Here is a 15,704-nt window from a genome sequence, read left to right on the forward strand (position 1 = left end):
CGTGAACTTAAAGCCACAGATCGCTCACCGGTGTTTGCGCACCAAAATGGTGGGCGATTTGTGCTTGTAGCAATTCTGCGGTGGCAATGGCGTCCATCAATGCATTGTGCGCGGCATAGTGGGGCAACCCATAACGTAAACGGCTGTCTGACAGGCGAATAGAAAGCGGTTTTTTGCCCCGCCAGGTTTGCCAAAAGTTGGGCCGGCGGTTTGGGTGCAGGTGGGCTTCTATGGCCATAGTATCCAGCAGCGGAAACTGAATCCCCTCCTGCAACCGGTGAAGCAAAGCCACATCCAGAAACGGCCGTTCGATATCGCGGTAATGAACCACCGGCAGGCGCCCCGCCAGGCATCCCAGTAGTTCCGGCAAAATGTCGACCAGATCTGGCGCCTGTTCCAGATCAGCGTGGGTAATACCGTGAATCGTCACCGACGTTTGGTGCAAGGCAAGCTTGGGCTTCACCAGCCAGTGGCGGGCGGCGCTGAGCTGAATACCCTCCAGAGTAAACGGCACCAGGCCAACGCTGATGATGGAATGTTCTGTGGCGCTCAGACCGGTGGTTTCAAAGTCTATCGCCACCATCGGCACCTGTGACAAAGGCGTATTCGCGTCGCAGCAGCCGGCCTGGTAAAAAGCCTTCAATAGGGGGTAGCTAGTGGCCTCTGTCAGGGTCTGATAGCGGTCAGGCCAAGGCACATTGGCAAAGGGCTGGGATGGTGGTGTATCCATGTATTCAAGTGGCATTGCGTGCAATCTGGGCGTTATAGCGATATTTCAGAAATTTCTGGGCGTCGCTGAGCACCTGAAAGGCGTCTTTCAGATGGTTCCGCTCGAAAGGCGAAAGATCCTGCGGGCGCACGTTGTTGTCGGGCTCGCGCCCGGCTTCAATGGCCAGCGCCTGATGGCGAATACGCACAATGGCGATAAACTCCAGAGCATCTCGTAGGTTACCAATGCCATCGTCCAGAATTAGACGGGTTTTGCCGATTGCGTCCAGGCGCTCGAACGAATTCTGAGCCTTGGAGCCACAAGCCAAAGCGTGTATGCGAATAAGGTCTGACAGTGGCGCCGTGCCACGGCGTTTCAGATTGAAGGTCTTGCCGTGCTTGCCGTCTTCTTCCATCACGAAATTACGGAAGAAGCCCAAAGGTGGCGTGCGATTCAGAGCATTGCGCGCCATCATTGCCAAAAAACGCTGGCTGTTTGAAGCCTTTTGCGCCACCAGAGTTTTTAGCTGTTCGGCAAAATCGGTTTCCCCGTAAATACCGTCAAGATCGAAAAAGATATTGCTATTAAGCAGGGCCCTGGCCTGGGGGTTATCGATCCAGTCGCTGAAGTAGGCTTTCCAGGCCCTCAGTGGCTGGCGCCAGCGCTCATTGGTCGCCATGATGTCACCTGTGCAGTAGGTGTAGTTGCACTCAGCCAGGCCGTCGCTGACAAACTTCGCCAATTTCAGAAAATAGACGTCGTGTTCCTCTGCGACAAAGCTGTCGTCCAGAATCATGGCGTTGTCTTGATCGGTCACCACTAGCTGTTCATCCCGCGCCATAGAGCCCAGGGCCATAAAGCAGTAGGGCACAGGCGGTGGTCCCAGCTTCTCCTCGCCCAGTTCTAGCAGCCGTTGGGTGAAACTACGGCCAATCCCCGCCAGGGCACTGCCAATCATGTGCGAGTTGGCGTCTTCATTCACCATGCGTACGAAGCTGTCGCGCACTTCCAGGCTGATTTTCTTCAGGCCTTTTACGCTGGTTTGGTGGTAAATATTGCTGACCAGATACAGGCTGCTCTGGCTTTCATATTTCACGATGTCAGACAGCGCAATCACTCCGCGCACTTCGTGATCGTCCATTACCGGCAAATGGTGCACGTTATTGTGCAACATAGTCAGCATGGCTTCGAAAATATAGTGGCTGGCCGGTATGGTGATCAGCCCTTCGGTCATAATGTCGCTAATTGGTGTTTCTGACGGCAGTGCTTCAGTCAACGCGCGGATGCGCAGGTCGCGATCGGTGATAATGCCTTTCAGTCGCGCCTGGTCACCTTCCCCTTCCATCAGAAGTAGCGCTGACACGCTGTTTTCGGTCATGATTCTAGCCGCTTCCTGCAGCCGAACCGTATAAGGTGCAGACACGGTTTTGCGTGAAATTAGCCGGCTTACCCGTGAGGTCATCAGCTGGTTGGATTTTTCACGCCGCGATACCGCGGAGCGCAAACGGCTTCGGTCTTCAATTTCCACGTAGTCCGCAAAACCCTCGTCCTGTTCGAACAGATAATGGAAGGTTTCTGCCGGAATACGGTAAATCAGGCTGTCCTCAAGCACGGTTGCCGGAAAACGCACGTGTTTGTTCATCATCAGGCCAAATTGGCCAAAGATGTCACCCTCACCAATCCGGTTATACAGCTCGCCCGAGCGTCGAAAAATCTCTACTGCGCCGCTGCGCACGTAATACAGGGCCTTGCTGGGATCATTTATGCGCAAAAGCTCGGTGCCGGCACGGGCATAAACGATCTCGATGGTTTCGGTCACACGGTTGACCAACTCCTCTGGCATCTCGTTAAACGGCGAATGCTGTAGAAGATGGTTACGAATGTCGATCAGTTCAGCCTGCATGCAGCCCCCAAAGTGGATTGAATAGTGCTTGGCCAAAACTATAGCAGAAAGCACTGTTTGATCGTGGGTGATAGCGCCAAAATGGCTGGCGGTGCTGGATGCAGCCATAAAATCGCTGTCCTTCGCCGGTTTAAAGCCGGATCGCTTGCCCAATGGAGTCACACTTCTCAGGCCCGGCATTTTCTGGAGGGTCTTGGTACCAACATTTATTGTTAGGGTCTAGACTAAAGGTAGATAACGGTTTGTGTCGTCTAACTTAGAGGCAACCAAATTACAAATATGCTACTTCATCAAGCAGCTACAAGGGATGCTATCCGTCAGTTATTTGATGCGGTGAAGGCGATTTCTGTTCAAGGATACGATGAAGACCGGCAAGTTGTTTACTGGAATGTAGGTAGCGAATTAATCTATGGCTACACCAGAAAAGAAGCTTTAGGCAGAAAACTGGAAGAGTTAATTATTCCTGAGCATATGCGTGATCTTGTTGTTGCCGCGCATGAAAATTGGATCGGTCAAGGTATTGAAATCCCTGCGTCAGAAATGACTTTGTGCAATAAAAACGGTGAAGATGTCAGTGTCTTTTCAAGTCATGTTTTATTTGCTGATGAAAATAATAAAAAAGAAATGTATTGCATTGATATTGATTTGGCTGAGGTTAGGCAAGCTCAGGCCCAGGTAATCCTTAAAGAAGATATGCTGCAAGCTGTGTTTAAAGCGATCCCTGATTTATTTTTCTTAATGAAAGAAGATGGGACGATCATTGATTATCATGCCAGTGATGAAAATAATCTCTATGTTGCGCCAGAAAAATTTATTGGTAAACCTATGTCTGTCTTTTTGCCTGACAAAGTCTCTAGTAAATTTAGATCTCATATTTCCAAAGTCGTAGAACAAGGTGGTGTATCAAGTTTTGAGTATGAGTTAGATATGCCTCATGGCCCAACTTACTTTGAGGCAAGAATTAGTTACTTACAAGCGGATAAAAAGGTTTTGGTTGTCGCTCGAGACATCACGGAAAAATATAAGTCCGCCGAAGTAATACGGCAACATGCTTATTTTGACAGTCTAACTTTATTGCCCAACCGTTTCTTGTCTCTTGACCGTTTGTCACAAATGCTTGAAGAAGCAAAGCGAAATTCTGAGAAGGTCGCCATACTCTTTTTAGATTTAGACGATTTTAAAAGAGTGAATGACTCCTTAGGCCACGAGGTAGGAGATAAACTACTCGTGGAGGCCGCCAACAGGTTAAAAATGGCAGTACGAAAAGCAGATACAGTAGGCCGTTTAGGTGGCGATGAGTTTATTATTTTGGTGCGGCCGTTAACAGATGTTCGCAATGTGATTGATATTGCAGAAAATCTGCTTAGAATTTTCAGAGAGCCTTTGCAGATTGACGGTAGAGAGTTAATCCTGACCTTGAGTATTGGTATTGCTATTTATCCTGAAAATGGTGATTTTGCCTCTGATTTATTACGCAATGCCGACACGGCAATGTATCAAGCGAAAGCATCAGGGCGTAATTCCTATTCATTTTTTACGAAAGAAATGAACGATATTATGTTACGTCGCTTTGAAATCGAAGAGCAACTGAGCAGTGCGTTAGAACGGGGTGAATTTGAAGTATATTATCAGCCTAAAATGGATATAAAATATAGAAATGTTGTTGGCGCAGAAGCTCTAATTCGTTGGAAAAATCCGGTTCTGGGCAACGTTGCTCCAGACGAGTTTATTCCAATTGCCGAACACACGGGTTTAATTGACTCTATTGGAAAATACGTTATTGAACAAGCCCTCAATTTTTTGAGTGAGTGGCAGAATGCCCATCAACGACATTATACAATGGCGGTAAATTTATCCCCTCGCCAATTCAGGGATAAAGAATTGATGGATTTTATTCAAAAATCTCTTGGTGATGCGAATATCAAGCCCGATAATTTAGAGTTTGAAATTACCGAGGGCGTTTTAATGATTGGTAAATCCTATATTGATGCTGCCTTACACGAGCTCCATAAGCTGGGCGTAAAATTGTCAATGGACGACTTTGGGACAGGGTATTCTTCATTAAGTTACTTGCGGAAATATTCATTCGATGTGTTAAAGATAGATCGAAGCTTTGTAAGTGGTATAACGCTAAAAAAATCAGATTTTGACCTGGTAAAAGCAACCATAGCGATGGCGCATAGCTTGGGCTTGCTGGTTGTTGCCGAGGGCGTGGAAATACAGGAACAACTTACTTTACTGGACGAATTAGGGTGTGACCTGGCTCAGGGCTACTATTTTAGCAAACCGATACTGGCTAAAGAACTGATTAATTTTCAGTACACTGAGAATCGCTCTTAACATCTAAGCCGATGAGACCCACCAGCGGTTTGCAGTCCAGCTGTCAGTCGCTGACCAGGCCGTGTCCGATCAGGCTTTGAAAGCGTCCGTAGCTGGAGGTATTTACCTGAATGCGGCTGCGGCAGGCGTAGGGTGTGCTTATGCCGGAAAATGCATGTTCCAGCGGTATGCGCAGCACATCGGCTGCTATCATCCGCACAATCCCTCCGTGGCAAACGATCAATACCCGCTTGCCCGCAAGCTGTTCCTGCCAGTGATACCAACGCGCAATTACCCGGGTCTGAAAGTCGCTGACCGGTTCGCCTGAGGGGGGAGTGTTGGCAACCGGATTGGCCCAGAACTGGCTCAGGCGTTCGCCATCGCTGGCCATGACTTCGTCAGCCGTGCGGCCTTCCCAATCGCCGAAGCTGATTTCCCGCAGGTCGTCATCAAGGTACAGGGGGATTTGATAGCGTTCCGCCAGTTCCCGCGCAAAATGAACGCAGCGCAGCATGGGTGAGCTCACAATAACGTCCCAATGATCTGCGCTGGTAATGGCATCGCGCATTTGCTGCCACCCGGCGGTGCTAAGAGGATCGTCTTTACTGCCTCGATACATGGGCCCGCCTTCCGGTTCGCCATGGCGGATCACATCAAAAATGGTTGTGGTGTCAGTCATTGCGGCTGTTCGCTCCGGATTGAGGTGCATCATTCTGGCCGACATTTACGCCCGCGGCGTCAAAACTGGCCATATTATTGTGCAAAGCGCAGGCTGCACGTATCAACGGAACTGCCACCGCCGCGCCGCTGCCCTCGCCCAGCCGCATGCCCATGTCCAAAAGCGGTGTGGCCTTCAATGCATCCAGAATAGCCTGGTGGCCTGGCTCGGCCGAGCGATGGGAAAACAACAACCAGGCGCGAATATTCGGCTGTTCACTCACCGCGATCAGCGCGGCGACCGACACAATAAAGCCGTCTATCAATACCGGTATGCCCCGGGCAGCACAGCCCGCAATGGCGCCGGCCAGAGCGGCAATTTCGAAGCCGCCAAAGGCTTTGAGTACCGCCATGGGGGTTTGGTCATCGTTGTGGCGTTGCAGCGCCCGAATAATCACTTCGGCTTTGTGCCGCACCCCGGCACTGTCCAGGCCTGTACCCGGCCCGGCCAGGCGTATCGGGTTTTTGTTCAGCAGCGCACAGGCGATAGCGGCCGCAGACGTGGTGTTGCCAATGCCCATTTCGCCGCCAATAAACAAGTGGCAACCAGCGCGAGCCGCGCGTTGGGCGGCCTCATCGCCAAAGTGTATGGCCTTGGTGACCTGCTGGCTGGTCATTGCGTCTATTTCTACAAAGTTACGGGTGCTGGGCGCAATGCGAGCGTTAATGACACTCGGCAGATCCGGCGTGTCGGTAACAGTACCCAGGTTGATCACTTCCAGCGTTGCACCTAAGAGTTTTGCCAGCACACTGATGGCGGCGCCGCCGTTGGCGAAATTAGCAATCATCTGAGCGGTGACAGCTTGCGGGTAGGCAGAAATGGCTTCCGCGCAGACGCCATGGTCGCCGGCAAATATGCTGATGTGAATCTTGTCGGCTGTTGGCAGCTCGGAGCCTTGCATGCTGGCCAGCTGCGTCGCAATGGCCTCAAGCTGGCCCAATGATCCCGCGGGCTTGGTCAGCGTGTTCTGGCGCTGTATGGCAAGTTCCAGAAAATGGGAGGAAGGAAGCGCGGGGGGGTTGGTCCAACTGACGGGAAATAACATGATAAATACCTGTAAACTGCAAACGCGTAGCGCCACGGAAATGGCCAATAATATAAAAATCGATGTCGAGGCAGCAAAAGTTGGATGATACTCTGAGTCGTCCAGATCCGGTAGAGTTCAAGGCCCACCAGTTTGCCGGCTACCACCTACTTTTCCACCCCGAGGACTGAAACCAACATGCACACTCTGGTTATTGGTGGCGTTCGCTCCGGTAAAACCGCGTTGGCAGAACGCCTTGCCTGCAACACTGACGGCGAGGTGGTGTACCTCGCCACCGCAACCGCCGGTGACGACGAAATGCGCAGGCGCATTGATCGCCATCAACGGCAACGTCCTGTTAACTGGGGCTTAAGTGAAGAGCCATTAGCCCTTGCCTCGGTGCTTGCCCTCTATGCCAGCGCCGGCCAAAAAGCGCCGTGCATGCTGGTGGATTGCATGAGCCTGTGGGTGAGTAATCTGCTGCACGCCGGCGAGACGGTTTTTGCGTGGGAGCGGGAACAGTTTTTAACTCAGCTGGCCCAGTACCCGGGCAAGCTGATTATTGTCAGCAACGAAGTGGGGCTGGGTATTATTGGCATGGACCCCCTTACCCGACGCTTTGGCGACGAACTGGGCTGGTTGAATCAGGCCCTGGCCGAGCGTTGCGACACTGTGGTTATGAGCGTCGCCGGTTTGGCGGTGACTTTGAAGTCATAATGGCCGCTTTTCTTTCTCCCTTTTTTGCGCCTTTACTGGTTTGCCTGCTGGGCCTCACTCTGGACCGATTATTGGGTGAACCCCGCCGACTGCACCCACTGGCGGGTTTTGGCGCTCTGGCCAGTGCTTTGGAACGGCTGCTTAACAGCGCACCACAAAAGGCCTGGCGTAGCCTTATCCTGGGTACTTTAGCCCTGTGTTCACTGGTGTTGCCCCTGTTGCTTTTAACAATCTGGTTGTCTGCTGTGCTCAGCGGCTTTTGGTTGCTGCTGGCCCAGGCTACTGCATTGTACTTTGCGCTTTCTCTCAGGGGCTTGGCAGAGCATGGTCTGGCGGTGGCGCAGCCGCTGCAAAGAGGCGAGCTGAATTTGGCAAGGGAACAGGTTAGCCGCATTGTCAGCCGCCAGGCCAGCGCGCTGGATCAGCAGGGCGTGGCAGCTGCGGCCACCGAGTCTATGCTGGAAAATGGCGCGGATGCGGTGTTTGCCAGCCTGTTCTGGTTTTTAGTGGGCGGTATTCCTGGTGTGATTGTGCATCGTGTTGTGAATACGTTGGACGCCATGTGGGGTTATCGCAACCCGCAGTTTTTATATTTTGGTCGTGCGGCCGCACGGCTGGACGACGTCATGGGCTGGCTGCCTGCGCGGCTTACGGCGCTAACGTACACGCTGCTAGGTAATCGTAAGCTTGCGTGGCGCTGCTGGCGACAGCAGGCGTCCCAATGGGACAGCCCCAACGCTGGCCCGGTGATGGCGGCAGGCGCGGGTGCACTGAATGTTCAACTCGGTGGCCCGTCGCCTTATCCGCAAGGCGTAAAGCAGCGCCCGCACCTGGGCGGTACTAACCCGGCCAGTGCCGACACTGTTCAGGCGGCTATTGCACTGGTACGCCACGGCACCTGGCTTTGGTTGGCGGTTATATTCGCCATAAGCGGCCTTGTTGCCGTGGTGGCGGGATTGTGATGCTACAGCACGGCGGGCGGCTGAATGACGCGGTAAAGCGCTGGGGTATTCCCCGCGAACAGTGGCTGGATTTATCGACCGGTATCAACCCATCGGGGTGGCCGGTGCCGGAGTTGCCGGCGGACGTGTGGCAGCGCCTGCCAGAACAAGACGATGGCCTGGCAGAGATTATTCGTCATTGGTCGGGCGCGCCCTTGGCTTCTGGCTGTGTGCCTGTTGCCGGCAGTCAAGCGGCCATTATGGCGCTGCCCAGCTTACGCAAACCCTGTCGTGTAGGCATACCGGTACCTGGCTATCGCGAGCATGGGCACCATTGGCGCTCTGCTGGCCACAAGATTGTTCCCATTGAGCCTGTGCAGACCAAAGGCGGTGCCTCGGGTTGCGATGATCGTTGGTTGGATCAGCTTGACGTGCTGGTATGGATCAATCCTAACAACCCCACGGGTGCAATTATTCCTCCTTCCACGCTATTGCGTTGGCACCGGCGTTTGCAAAAACGCGGTGGTTGGCTGGTGCTGGACGAAGCGTTTATGGACCCCACGCCCACTTTTAGCCTGGCCTGCCAGAGTGGCCGCCCGGGTCTGATTGTTCTGCGCTCACTGGGGAAGTTCTTTGGTTTGGCCGGGATACGCGCCGGCTTCGTGCTCGCCGATAAGAATCTTGCGGGTGCGCTGACGGAAAAGCTGGGACCATGGGCGGTGAATGGTCCCGCGCGCCACGTAATGGCGCAGGCACTGCTGGATATAAACTGGCAGCAACAAGCCTGTGCTCGCTTGCAGAACAGCGCTCGAAGGCTAAGAGGCATATTGCATTCAGCCGGACTGAATCCGATGGGTGGAAGCGCGTTGTTCCATACCGTTCGCACCGAAGCCCCAACTTTGTTGGCGGACTGTCTTGCCGCGCAAGGCGTGCTGGTAAGAGTATTCGAACGACCCGGTATGGTGCGCTTCGGTCTGGCGCCAGACGAGAACGAATGGTGCCGCCTGGACAAGGCATTGGCGGACGCCGTCGGTGATTAATCATTGACCAGACATTAACGCATTGTTAGCCTTGCGTTCGTTTTCAGGTGTTGTTCGAGCGCTATCATCATCGCGACAACAGTGAAACGGGAAGCCGGTTAAAGTCCGGCACTGCCCCCGCAACGGTAAGTGAGTGAACGGCTAAGAAAGGTGCCACTGTGCGAACGCATGGGAAGGCTTGCGCCGTTCAGTAATACAGCTCACAAGTCCGGAGACCGGCCTGTCAACACACCGAACGCTGCGGAGGGCAGTTGCGGTGGGTAAACACCGATCCTGTTTCACGGCATTTCCCCACCTTTTGGAAGGCGCCCGCTTTGCTTGCGGACGGCTTTCGCTTTCCTTTGTAGCACCATAAAATCAGCCATGCGGGTGCGCGTGGTGTGGCTTTGAGTGCATTTTATGAAAGTTTTTCGCTTTGTTGCCAGCAGTCTGCTGGCGCCTTTTGCATTAAGTCCTCTTTCAATTGCGGTTGCCCAAGAATCTACTGGCGCGACTCTTGATCCGATTGTTGTTACCGCTACGCTTGGCCCTAAAACTGTGGGTGAAAGCCTGGCTTCCTTCACGGTGATTGACGAAGAAGAAATCCGCTCAAAAGCGCCTGCTGATGTTTCCGATCTTCTGCGAGGCCAGCCGGGTATTAACGTGACGGGAAATGGTTCTTTTGGCAAGACAACGAACGTCAATATTCGCGGCGTTCAGAGTGCCGGCACGGTTTTTCTAGTTGATGGCATTAAGCTGCACTCAGCGACCAGCGGAGGGGCCCCTTGGCAGTTTTTTCCGACAGAGCTTATTCAACGAGTGGAAATCGTTCGTGGGCCCAGAAGTTCGCTGTACGGCGCAGATGCTATGGGTGGTGTGATTCAGGCTTTTACGTTGGATCCGAAACAGGGTGAGCGCGGCTGGGTTGAGGCCGGTGCGGGTAACTTTGATACTCAAAAAGCGAGTGCGGGAGTCTCCGGATCCGCTGGGAGCACGCGTTTCAGTCTGAGTGGTTTGCACAAGGAGACCGACGGCACAGCAGTTCGTAAGAATATTAAAAATCTGGAACAAGACCAAGAAAAAGGCTTCCGCCAAACTGCCGGGTTGGGCCGGGTTGTACATGAACTAGAAAACGGGGGTGAGGCCAGCGCAATATTGCTGCAGTCTGAAGGAAACACTGAATACGAAGGCGGCAATACGGACTACACAATTCGGACTGTTGGCCTAGGCTTGGTTGCTCCGCTGAGTGATTATTGGCAAACCGGGATTCAGTTTTCAGAGTCACAAGATGACGAGAAAACATTATCGAGCAGTGGTGAGAGTTATTATTATGACACGCGTTTGCGACAGGCTAGATGGGAAAACACTTTTTCCTACAGTGTTCACGAACTGGTTGTTGGTGCAGAGTTGCAGCAAGATGAAGTTGAAAGCACTGAAGATTTTACTGAAACCAGTAGAACTAATACGGCCGTTTTTAGCCAGCTACGCTTGAACTTTGGCCCACTTGATACTCAGCTGAGTCTTCGCAGCGACGATAATGAAGCCTATGGAACTAATGAAACCGGTGGTTTAGCGCTGGGTTACAAATTTGATCAATCGCACCGTGTTCGCGCTAGCTATGGTACAGCGTTTCGAGCACCAACTTTTAATGATTTGTACATTCCGTATATAAAGTTTCCCAGTGGATATGAGTACCAAGGTAATTCCAATGTAAAGCCGGAAGAGTCAGAAAGCTACGAATTAGGCATTAGAGGAAACTACCGGGTATGGTTCTGGGATCTGGCGGTTTATCAGATGGACATTGAAGATCTCATCATTACTGACAAAATCGGGACGATCAATACAAAAGTCAATGTTAGCGAAGCCCGAATCCGTGGAGCTGAGTTTGGTGGCGGTTATGAGCTTGATGGTTGGCGAACATCGCTTGGTCTCACTTATATGAACCCGGAAGATCGTGAAACCGGTAATCAGTTAAGACGATTGACAACTAGGACTGCGCGAGTTGATTTGGACAAGACAATCAGTAGTTTTGTGGTCGGCGGTTCCGTAATTGCGGAAGGTGATCGTTATGACGACACCAAAAATAAAAATCGGTTGCCCGGTTTTGCTACTCTCGATCTGCGTGCCAAGTGGAATTTTGCTCCGAACTGGAGCAGCCGCGTGACCGTTGCCAACGTGTTTGACAAAGAGTATTCCACAGCGAAGAACTACGTCTCGGCAGGCCGCACAGCCATGCTGTCGGTTCGTTACGACATCCAATAAGTCTTAAATGCAGGAGTAAAAGCGTGGCTTTTCGCGGGCTGAATTTCAGGTTTGCCTTAGGGCTTTTGACAGCATTCTTGGCGCATCCGATATCAGCCAGCGAGATACAGCGTTGCGCTGTGGACGACACCGGGAAAAAGCTTTGTCTAGCAGCCCCGGCACAGCGAGTTATCACCTTGTCCCCCGGCGCTACAGAGCTGATGTACGCAGCCGGCGCCGGTGACAAAGTGATGGCCGTAGTCAACTACAGTGACTATCCCCCAGCCGCCCTTGAACTCCCACTGATCGGCAGCCACACCCGTGTCGACATGGAAGCCTTGATGGCGCTTAATCCTGATCTGGTGGTGACCTGGGTAACGGGCAACCCGCCAGCACAGGTTGAGCTGCTTCAAGAGTTGGGCGTGTCCACTTTTGCTATAGAACCCCGCACCTTTGCGGGGGTTTCCAGTGTTATCGAACGGCTTGCCACGCTTGCGGGCACCGAGCCGGAAGGTTTTGACGAGGCCGAACGCTTCCGTGTTGGCATTGCTGCTTTAACACAGCAGTATGCAGGCGTTGAACCCATACCGGTGTTTTATCAAGTGTGGGAAAAACCGTTAATGACCGTCAATAATGAGCACCTGATTGGCAAAGTGCTGAAGTTGTGCGGCGGTGTGAATGTGTTTGGCGATATGCAGCGGCTGATACCCAGAATCAGTGCGGAAGTTGTGTTGCAGGCGGACCCCGATGCCATTCTTACCGGCAGCGTTGACGGTGTTAGCGACGACCAACTGGATGAATGGAAGAAATACGCGGGGCTGACCGCGGTGGAAAAAAACAATCTGTTTTTCGTGCCTGCGTCGCCTATTTCACGGCCTACGCCAAGATTGCTTGATGCTATTCAATCGGTGTGTGGGAAGTTGACAATTGCCCGTGAGAATTTGGCAAGAGCCCGCGACAAGATGGAAAGTGCTCGTGAAAATTTGTAAGCCAGAGGTCAACGCTCAGGTTCTGAATCAATGACCCGCTCTTTGCTCAGCCTTGGCGTTTTGGCTCTGGCATCCATGGCGCTGGCGCTGGCGCTGGGTAGTGTGACGGTGTCGCCTGGGGATTTATGGCAGGTTATTCAGGGCGAAGGCAGCACGCTGCACCGAACCCTGTTGCTGGATTTGCGCTTGCCGCGCACGCTTGCGGCGTTTGGTACGGGTGGGCTCTTGGCAGTGGCGGGCGCCCTGATGCAAGTGTTGCTGCGTAACCCGTTGGCAGATCCTTACGTGCTTGGGCTTTCAGGCGGCGCGGCGGTTGGCGCACTACTGGCCATGCTGATGGGAATGGGCACGTTGATAATATCGGGCTCGGCCTTTGCTGGCGCCATGCTGGCAACCGTGTTGGTGTTTGGCCTTGCCCACGGCACCGGCAGCTGGACACCGTCACGCCTGTTGCTGACTGGTGTTGTCGTCGCGGCCGGCTGGGGCGCAATGATTACCCTCATGTTGGCCATTACCCCTTCCTACAAACTGCCCGGTATGTTGTATTGGCTGATGGGCGATGTGTCCTACGCCCGCTCGCCCTGGCCGGCGGTGGTGGTGCTGGCGGTGGCGGTGGTGTTGATTATGCCCCTGGCCCGTAACCTGAATGTGCTGGCACGGGGCCCCATGCAGGCGGCGGCGCTGGGCGTGTCGGTGCGACCGCTGGAGTGGACAATTTACGTTCTGGCCAGTTTGTTGACAGCAACAGCGGTCACCACCGCAGGCAGTATCGGATTTGTGGGTTTGATTGTGCCCCACATGCTGCGACTGATTCTGGGCAACGACCAGCGCATCATCCTTCCTGCCAGCGCACTGGCTGGCGGTACCTTGCTGGTATTGGCAGACACCCTTGCACGCACCATGATTGCGCCCGAACAGTTGCCCGTTGGGGTGATAACCGCCTTATTAGGCGTGCCCACGTTCCTGTACCTGCTGCACCGGAGCCGCTGATGAGCACGCTGAACACCCGTGATCTGGTCATCAACGTACCTGGCCGCCCCGATGGTTTTGCTTTGAACATGAGCATAGAGCCCGGTCAGATCTGGGGCGTACTTGGCCCGAACGGCGCCGGTAAAACCACGTTATTGCACACATTGGCCGGATTACTGCCCGCCCGCAGTGGCCAGGTGCAGCTGAACAGCAGGCCGCTCACCGCACTGAAACGCCGCGACATAGCCCGGCAACTGGGCCTGGTGTTTCAGGAGCGCCAAGACAGTTTTCCGGCGACCGTGCTGGAAACCGCGCTGATTGGCCGCCACCCCTGGCTGTCGCCCTGGGACAGTGAGCAGGGTGAAGATCTGCGCCGTGCGGAGCAGGCTTTGACCACGCTGGATGTGAACCAGCTGTCAGATCGCCTGCTCAATACCCTGTCGGGTGGTGAGCGACAGCGCGTTGCTATCGCCACACTGATGACCCAGAACCCCGATATCCTGCTGTTGGACGAACCCACAAATCACCTGGACCTGCACCATCAGGTGAAAGTGATGAACCTGTTGCGCGATCAGGCGGGTGCTGGCAAAACGGTGTTCATGTGCCTGCACGATCTGAATCTGGCGGCACGCTGGTGCACTCACGCACTTTTGCTCTATACCAACGGCGATGCCTGCTGGGGGCCCGCTAAAAACATGCTGGAGCCAGCAGCGCTTGAACGGCTCTACAACCAGAAATTAATCACCGTAGAAGCAGATGGTGCGCCCGTATTTGTACCCGTTAGTTTTTAATCAACACTCTGAATCTGGCTGATCAATGACCATAACCGTACCGGCAGTAATGATAACCGCACCTGCGTCCGGGCAGGGTAAATCCCTGGTGACCGCCGCCTTGGCGCGCCTGCATCGCAACGCTGGTCGCAAAGTGCGGGTGTTCAAGCATGGCCCTGACTACCTTGACCCGATGGTGCTGGAAGTAGCATCCGGCCAGCCGGTGTACCAGCTTCATCCGTGGATGACCGGTGAAGATGAGTGCCGCTGGCGGGTGGCAGAAGCCGCGCAAGATGCCGATCTTATTTTAATTGAAGGCGCCATGGGTTTGTTTGATGGCACCCCGTCCAGCGCCGATCTGGCCAAGCTGCTGGGCATTCCGGCCCTGCCGGTGATTGACGCCAGCGGCATGGCGCAAACCTTCGGTGCCCTGGTGCTGGGGCTGGCAAGCTTTGACCCCGAGCTGTCTGTGTACCAGGTTATTGCCAACAAAGTTGGCAGCCCGCGCCATGGCGCCATGCTGAAAGAACGCTTGCCGGATGGCATCAGCCTGCTGGGCGCTATTTCACGGGATGACGCCATGAGCATTCCGGACCGGAATCTGGGTCTGGTGCAGGCGGCAGAGCTGGAAGGTTTGGATCAACAGCTTGATCAGGCGGCCGAAGTGCTCAAAGCTGCGGGCCTCGATGTGTTGCCAAAAGCGGTGGCCATCGCTGCATCAGAGCGCTCAAAACCAGAGGCCTTGCTGGCAGGTGTGCGCATTGCCATTGCCCGCGATCTGGCTTTCAGTTTTATCTATCGCGCAAACACAGAACTGCTGGAAGCGATGGGAGCAGAGCTGCGTTACTTCTCACCCTTGGTCGATGCGCAGTTACCGCTTGCAGACGCCCTCTGGCTTCCCGGTGGCTATCCCGAGCTGCATGGCAGTACCTTGGCAAATAACACCGCGATGATGGATTCCATTCGTGCTTTTTACCACGCAGGCAAGCCGATACTGGCCGAATGTGGTGGCTTTATGGCGTGTGCGGAAGAGCTGGCAGACAAGGAAGGGGTTGTGCATTCGCTGCTTGGATTAATTCCGGGCCGCGCGGCCATGGCCAAGCGCTTACAGGGTTTGGGCATGCACAGCCTGACGGCACAGGAAGGCGAACTGCGGGGCCACACCTATCACCGGTCTACCCTTGAAACCTCCTGGAAGCCTGCCGCCCATACCTACAAACAAGTGGGTACCGGCAGCGAAGCTGTATTTTGCGAAAAGGGCCTGGTTGGTAGCTACTTCCACGGTTATTTCCCATCGGCACCCGCATTAGTGGCTGCTGTTTTTCGCGGTCAGCCATTGAGGTTTCCTAGCGCCTCGGAGAAAACTCATGCATGAGGATTTCCGC

At 53.9% G+C, this 15,704-nt stretch carries 13 protein-coding genes and 1 riboswitch; of the genes, 9 read left to right on the forward strand and 4 right to left on the reverse strand.

Annotation, left to right across the window (positions count from 1 at the left end; all coding sequences use genetic code 11):
• Positions 1-7: 7 nt before the first annotated feature.
• The gene (locus MRBBS_RS00905) at positions 8-745 is read right to left on the reverse strand and encodes a 3'-5' exonuclease (protein ID WP_014869523.1); all 738 of its coding nucleotides are present in this window, start codon (positions 743-745) and stop codon (positions 8-10) included.
• Entirely contained in the window at positions 735-2,612 is a 1,878-nt protein-coding gene (locus MRBBS_RS00910) for a putative nucleotidyltransferase substrate binding domain-containing protein (protein ID WP_041635414.1), read from the reverse strand. The genes MRBBS_RS00905 and MRBBS_RS00910 overlap by 11 nt, the downstream gene beginning before the upstream one ends.
• A 279-nt stretch (positions 2,613-2,891) precedes the next feature.
• Here MRBBS_RS00910 and MRBBS_RS00915 point away from each other — a divergent pair, with 279 nt between their 5' ends.
• The gene (locus MRBBS_RS00915; RefSeq protein ID WP_014869525.1) at positions 2,892-4,952 is read left to right on the forward strand and encodes a bifunctional diguanylate cyclase/phosphodiesterase; all 2,061 of its coding nucleotides are present in this window, start codon (positions 2,892-2,894) and stop codon (positions 4,950-4,952) included.
• A gap of 43 nt (positions 4,953-4,995) precedes the next feature.
• On the opposite strand, the gene MRBBS_RS00920 is transcribed toward MRBBS_RS00915, so the two are convergent.
• Positions 4,996-5,610, reverse strand: coding sequence for a histidine phosphatase family protein (locus MRBBS_RS00920; protein ID WP_014869526.1), 615 nt, complete (start codon positions 5,608-5,610; stop codon positions 4,996-4,998).
• The gene (gene cobT / locus MRBBS_RS00925) at positions 5,603-6,694 is read right to left on the reverse strand and encodes a nicotinate-nucleotide--dimethylbenzimidazole phosphoribosyltransferase (protein ID WP_014869527.1); all 1,092 of its coding nucleotides are present in this window, start codon (positions 6,692-6,694) and stop codon (positions 5,603-5,605) included. The genes MRBBS_RS00920 and cobT overlap by 8 nt, the downstream gene beginning before the upstream one ends.
• 177 nt (positions 6,695-6,871) lie before the next feature.
• Here cobT and cobU point away from each other — a divergent pair, with 177 nt between their 5' ends.
• The 8 genes from cobU to MRBBS_RS00965 all read left to right on the forward strand — a co-directional run bounded on the left by cobU (position 6,872) and on the right by MRBBS_RS00965 (position 15,694).
• Entirely contained in the window at positions 6,872-7,390 is a 519-nt protein-coding gene (cobU, locus tag MRBBS_RS00930; protein WP_014869528.1) for a bifunctional adenosylcobinamide kinase/adenosylcobinamide-phosphate guanylyltransferase, read from the forward strand.
• Positions 7,390-8,352, forward strand: coding sequence for an adenosylcobinamide-phosphate synthase CbiB (cbiB, locus tag MRBBS_RS00935; RefSeq protein ID WP_014869529.1), 963 nt, complete (start codon positions 7,390-7,392; stop codon positions 8,350-8,352). The genes cobU and cbiB overlap by 1 nt, the downstream gene beginning before the upstream one ends.
• Entirely contained in the window at positions 8,352-9,371 is a 1,020-nt protein-coding gene (cobD, locus tag MRBBS_RS00940) for a threonine-phosphate decarboxylase CobD (protein WP_014869530.1), read from the forward strand. The genes cbiB and cobD overlap by 1 nt, the downstream gene beginning before the upstream one ends.
• Positions 9,372-9,399: 28 nt before the next feature.
• Positions 9,400-9,610: riboswitch (cobalamin riboswitch) on the forward strand.
• Positions 9,611-9,770: 160 nt separating this feature from the next.
• Entirely contained in the window at positions 9,771-11,612 is a 1,842-nt protein-coding gene (locus MRBBS_RS00945) for a TonB-dependent receptor domain-containing protein (RefSeq protein ID WP_041635416.1), read from the forward strand.
• 23 nt (positions 11,613-11,635) lie between these two features.
• Positions 11,636-12,580 (forward strand): cobalamin-binding protein, encoded by a 945-nt coding sequence (locus MRBBS_RS00950; RefSeq protein WP_144012675.1) that lies wholly within the window; start codon positions 11,636-11,638, stop codon positions 12,578-12,580.
• 30 nt (positions 12,581-12,610) lie between these two features.
• Positions 12,611-13,570, forward strand: coding sequence for a FecCD family ABC transporter permease (locus tag MRBBS_RS00955; protein WP_014869534.1), 960 nt, complete (start codon positions 12,611-12,613; stop codon positions 13,568-13,570).
• Complete coding sequence (locus tag MRBBS_RS00960) at positions 13,570-14,340, forward strand: ABC transporter ATP-binding protein (RefSeq protein ID WP_014869535.1); 771 nt, start codon at positions 13,570-13,572, stop codon at positions 14,338-14,340. Before MRBBS_RS00955 ends, MRBBS_RS00960 begins: the two co-directional genes overlap by 1 nt.
• Before the next feature lie 25 nt (positions 14,341-14,365).
• A complete protein-coding gene (locus tag MRBBS_RS00965; protein WP_014869536.1) occupies positions 14,366-15,694 on the forward strand; it encodes a cobyrinate a,c-diamide synthase in 1,329 nt (442 codons plus the stop codon).
• The last annotated feature ends 10 nt before the right edge of the window (positions 15,695-15,704 follow it).

The organism is Marinobacter sp. BSs20148 (genome assembly GCF_000283275.1).
GTDB lineage: Bacteria > Pseudomonadota > Gammaproteobacteria > Pseudomonadales > Oleiphilaceae > Marinobacter > Marinobacter psychrophilus.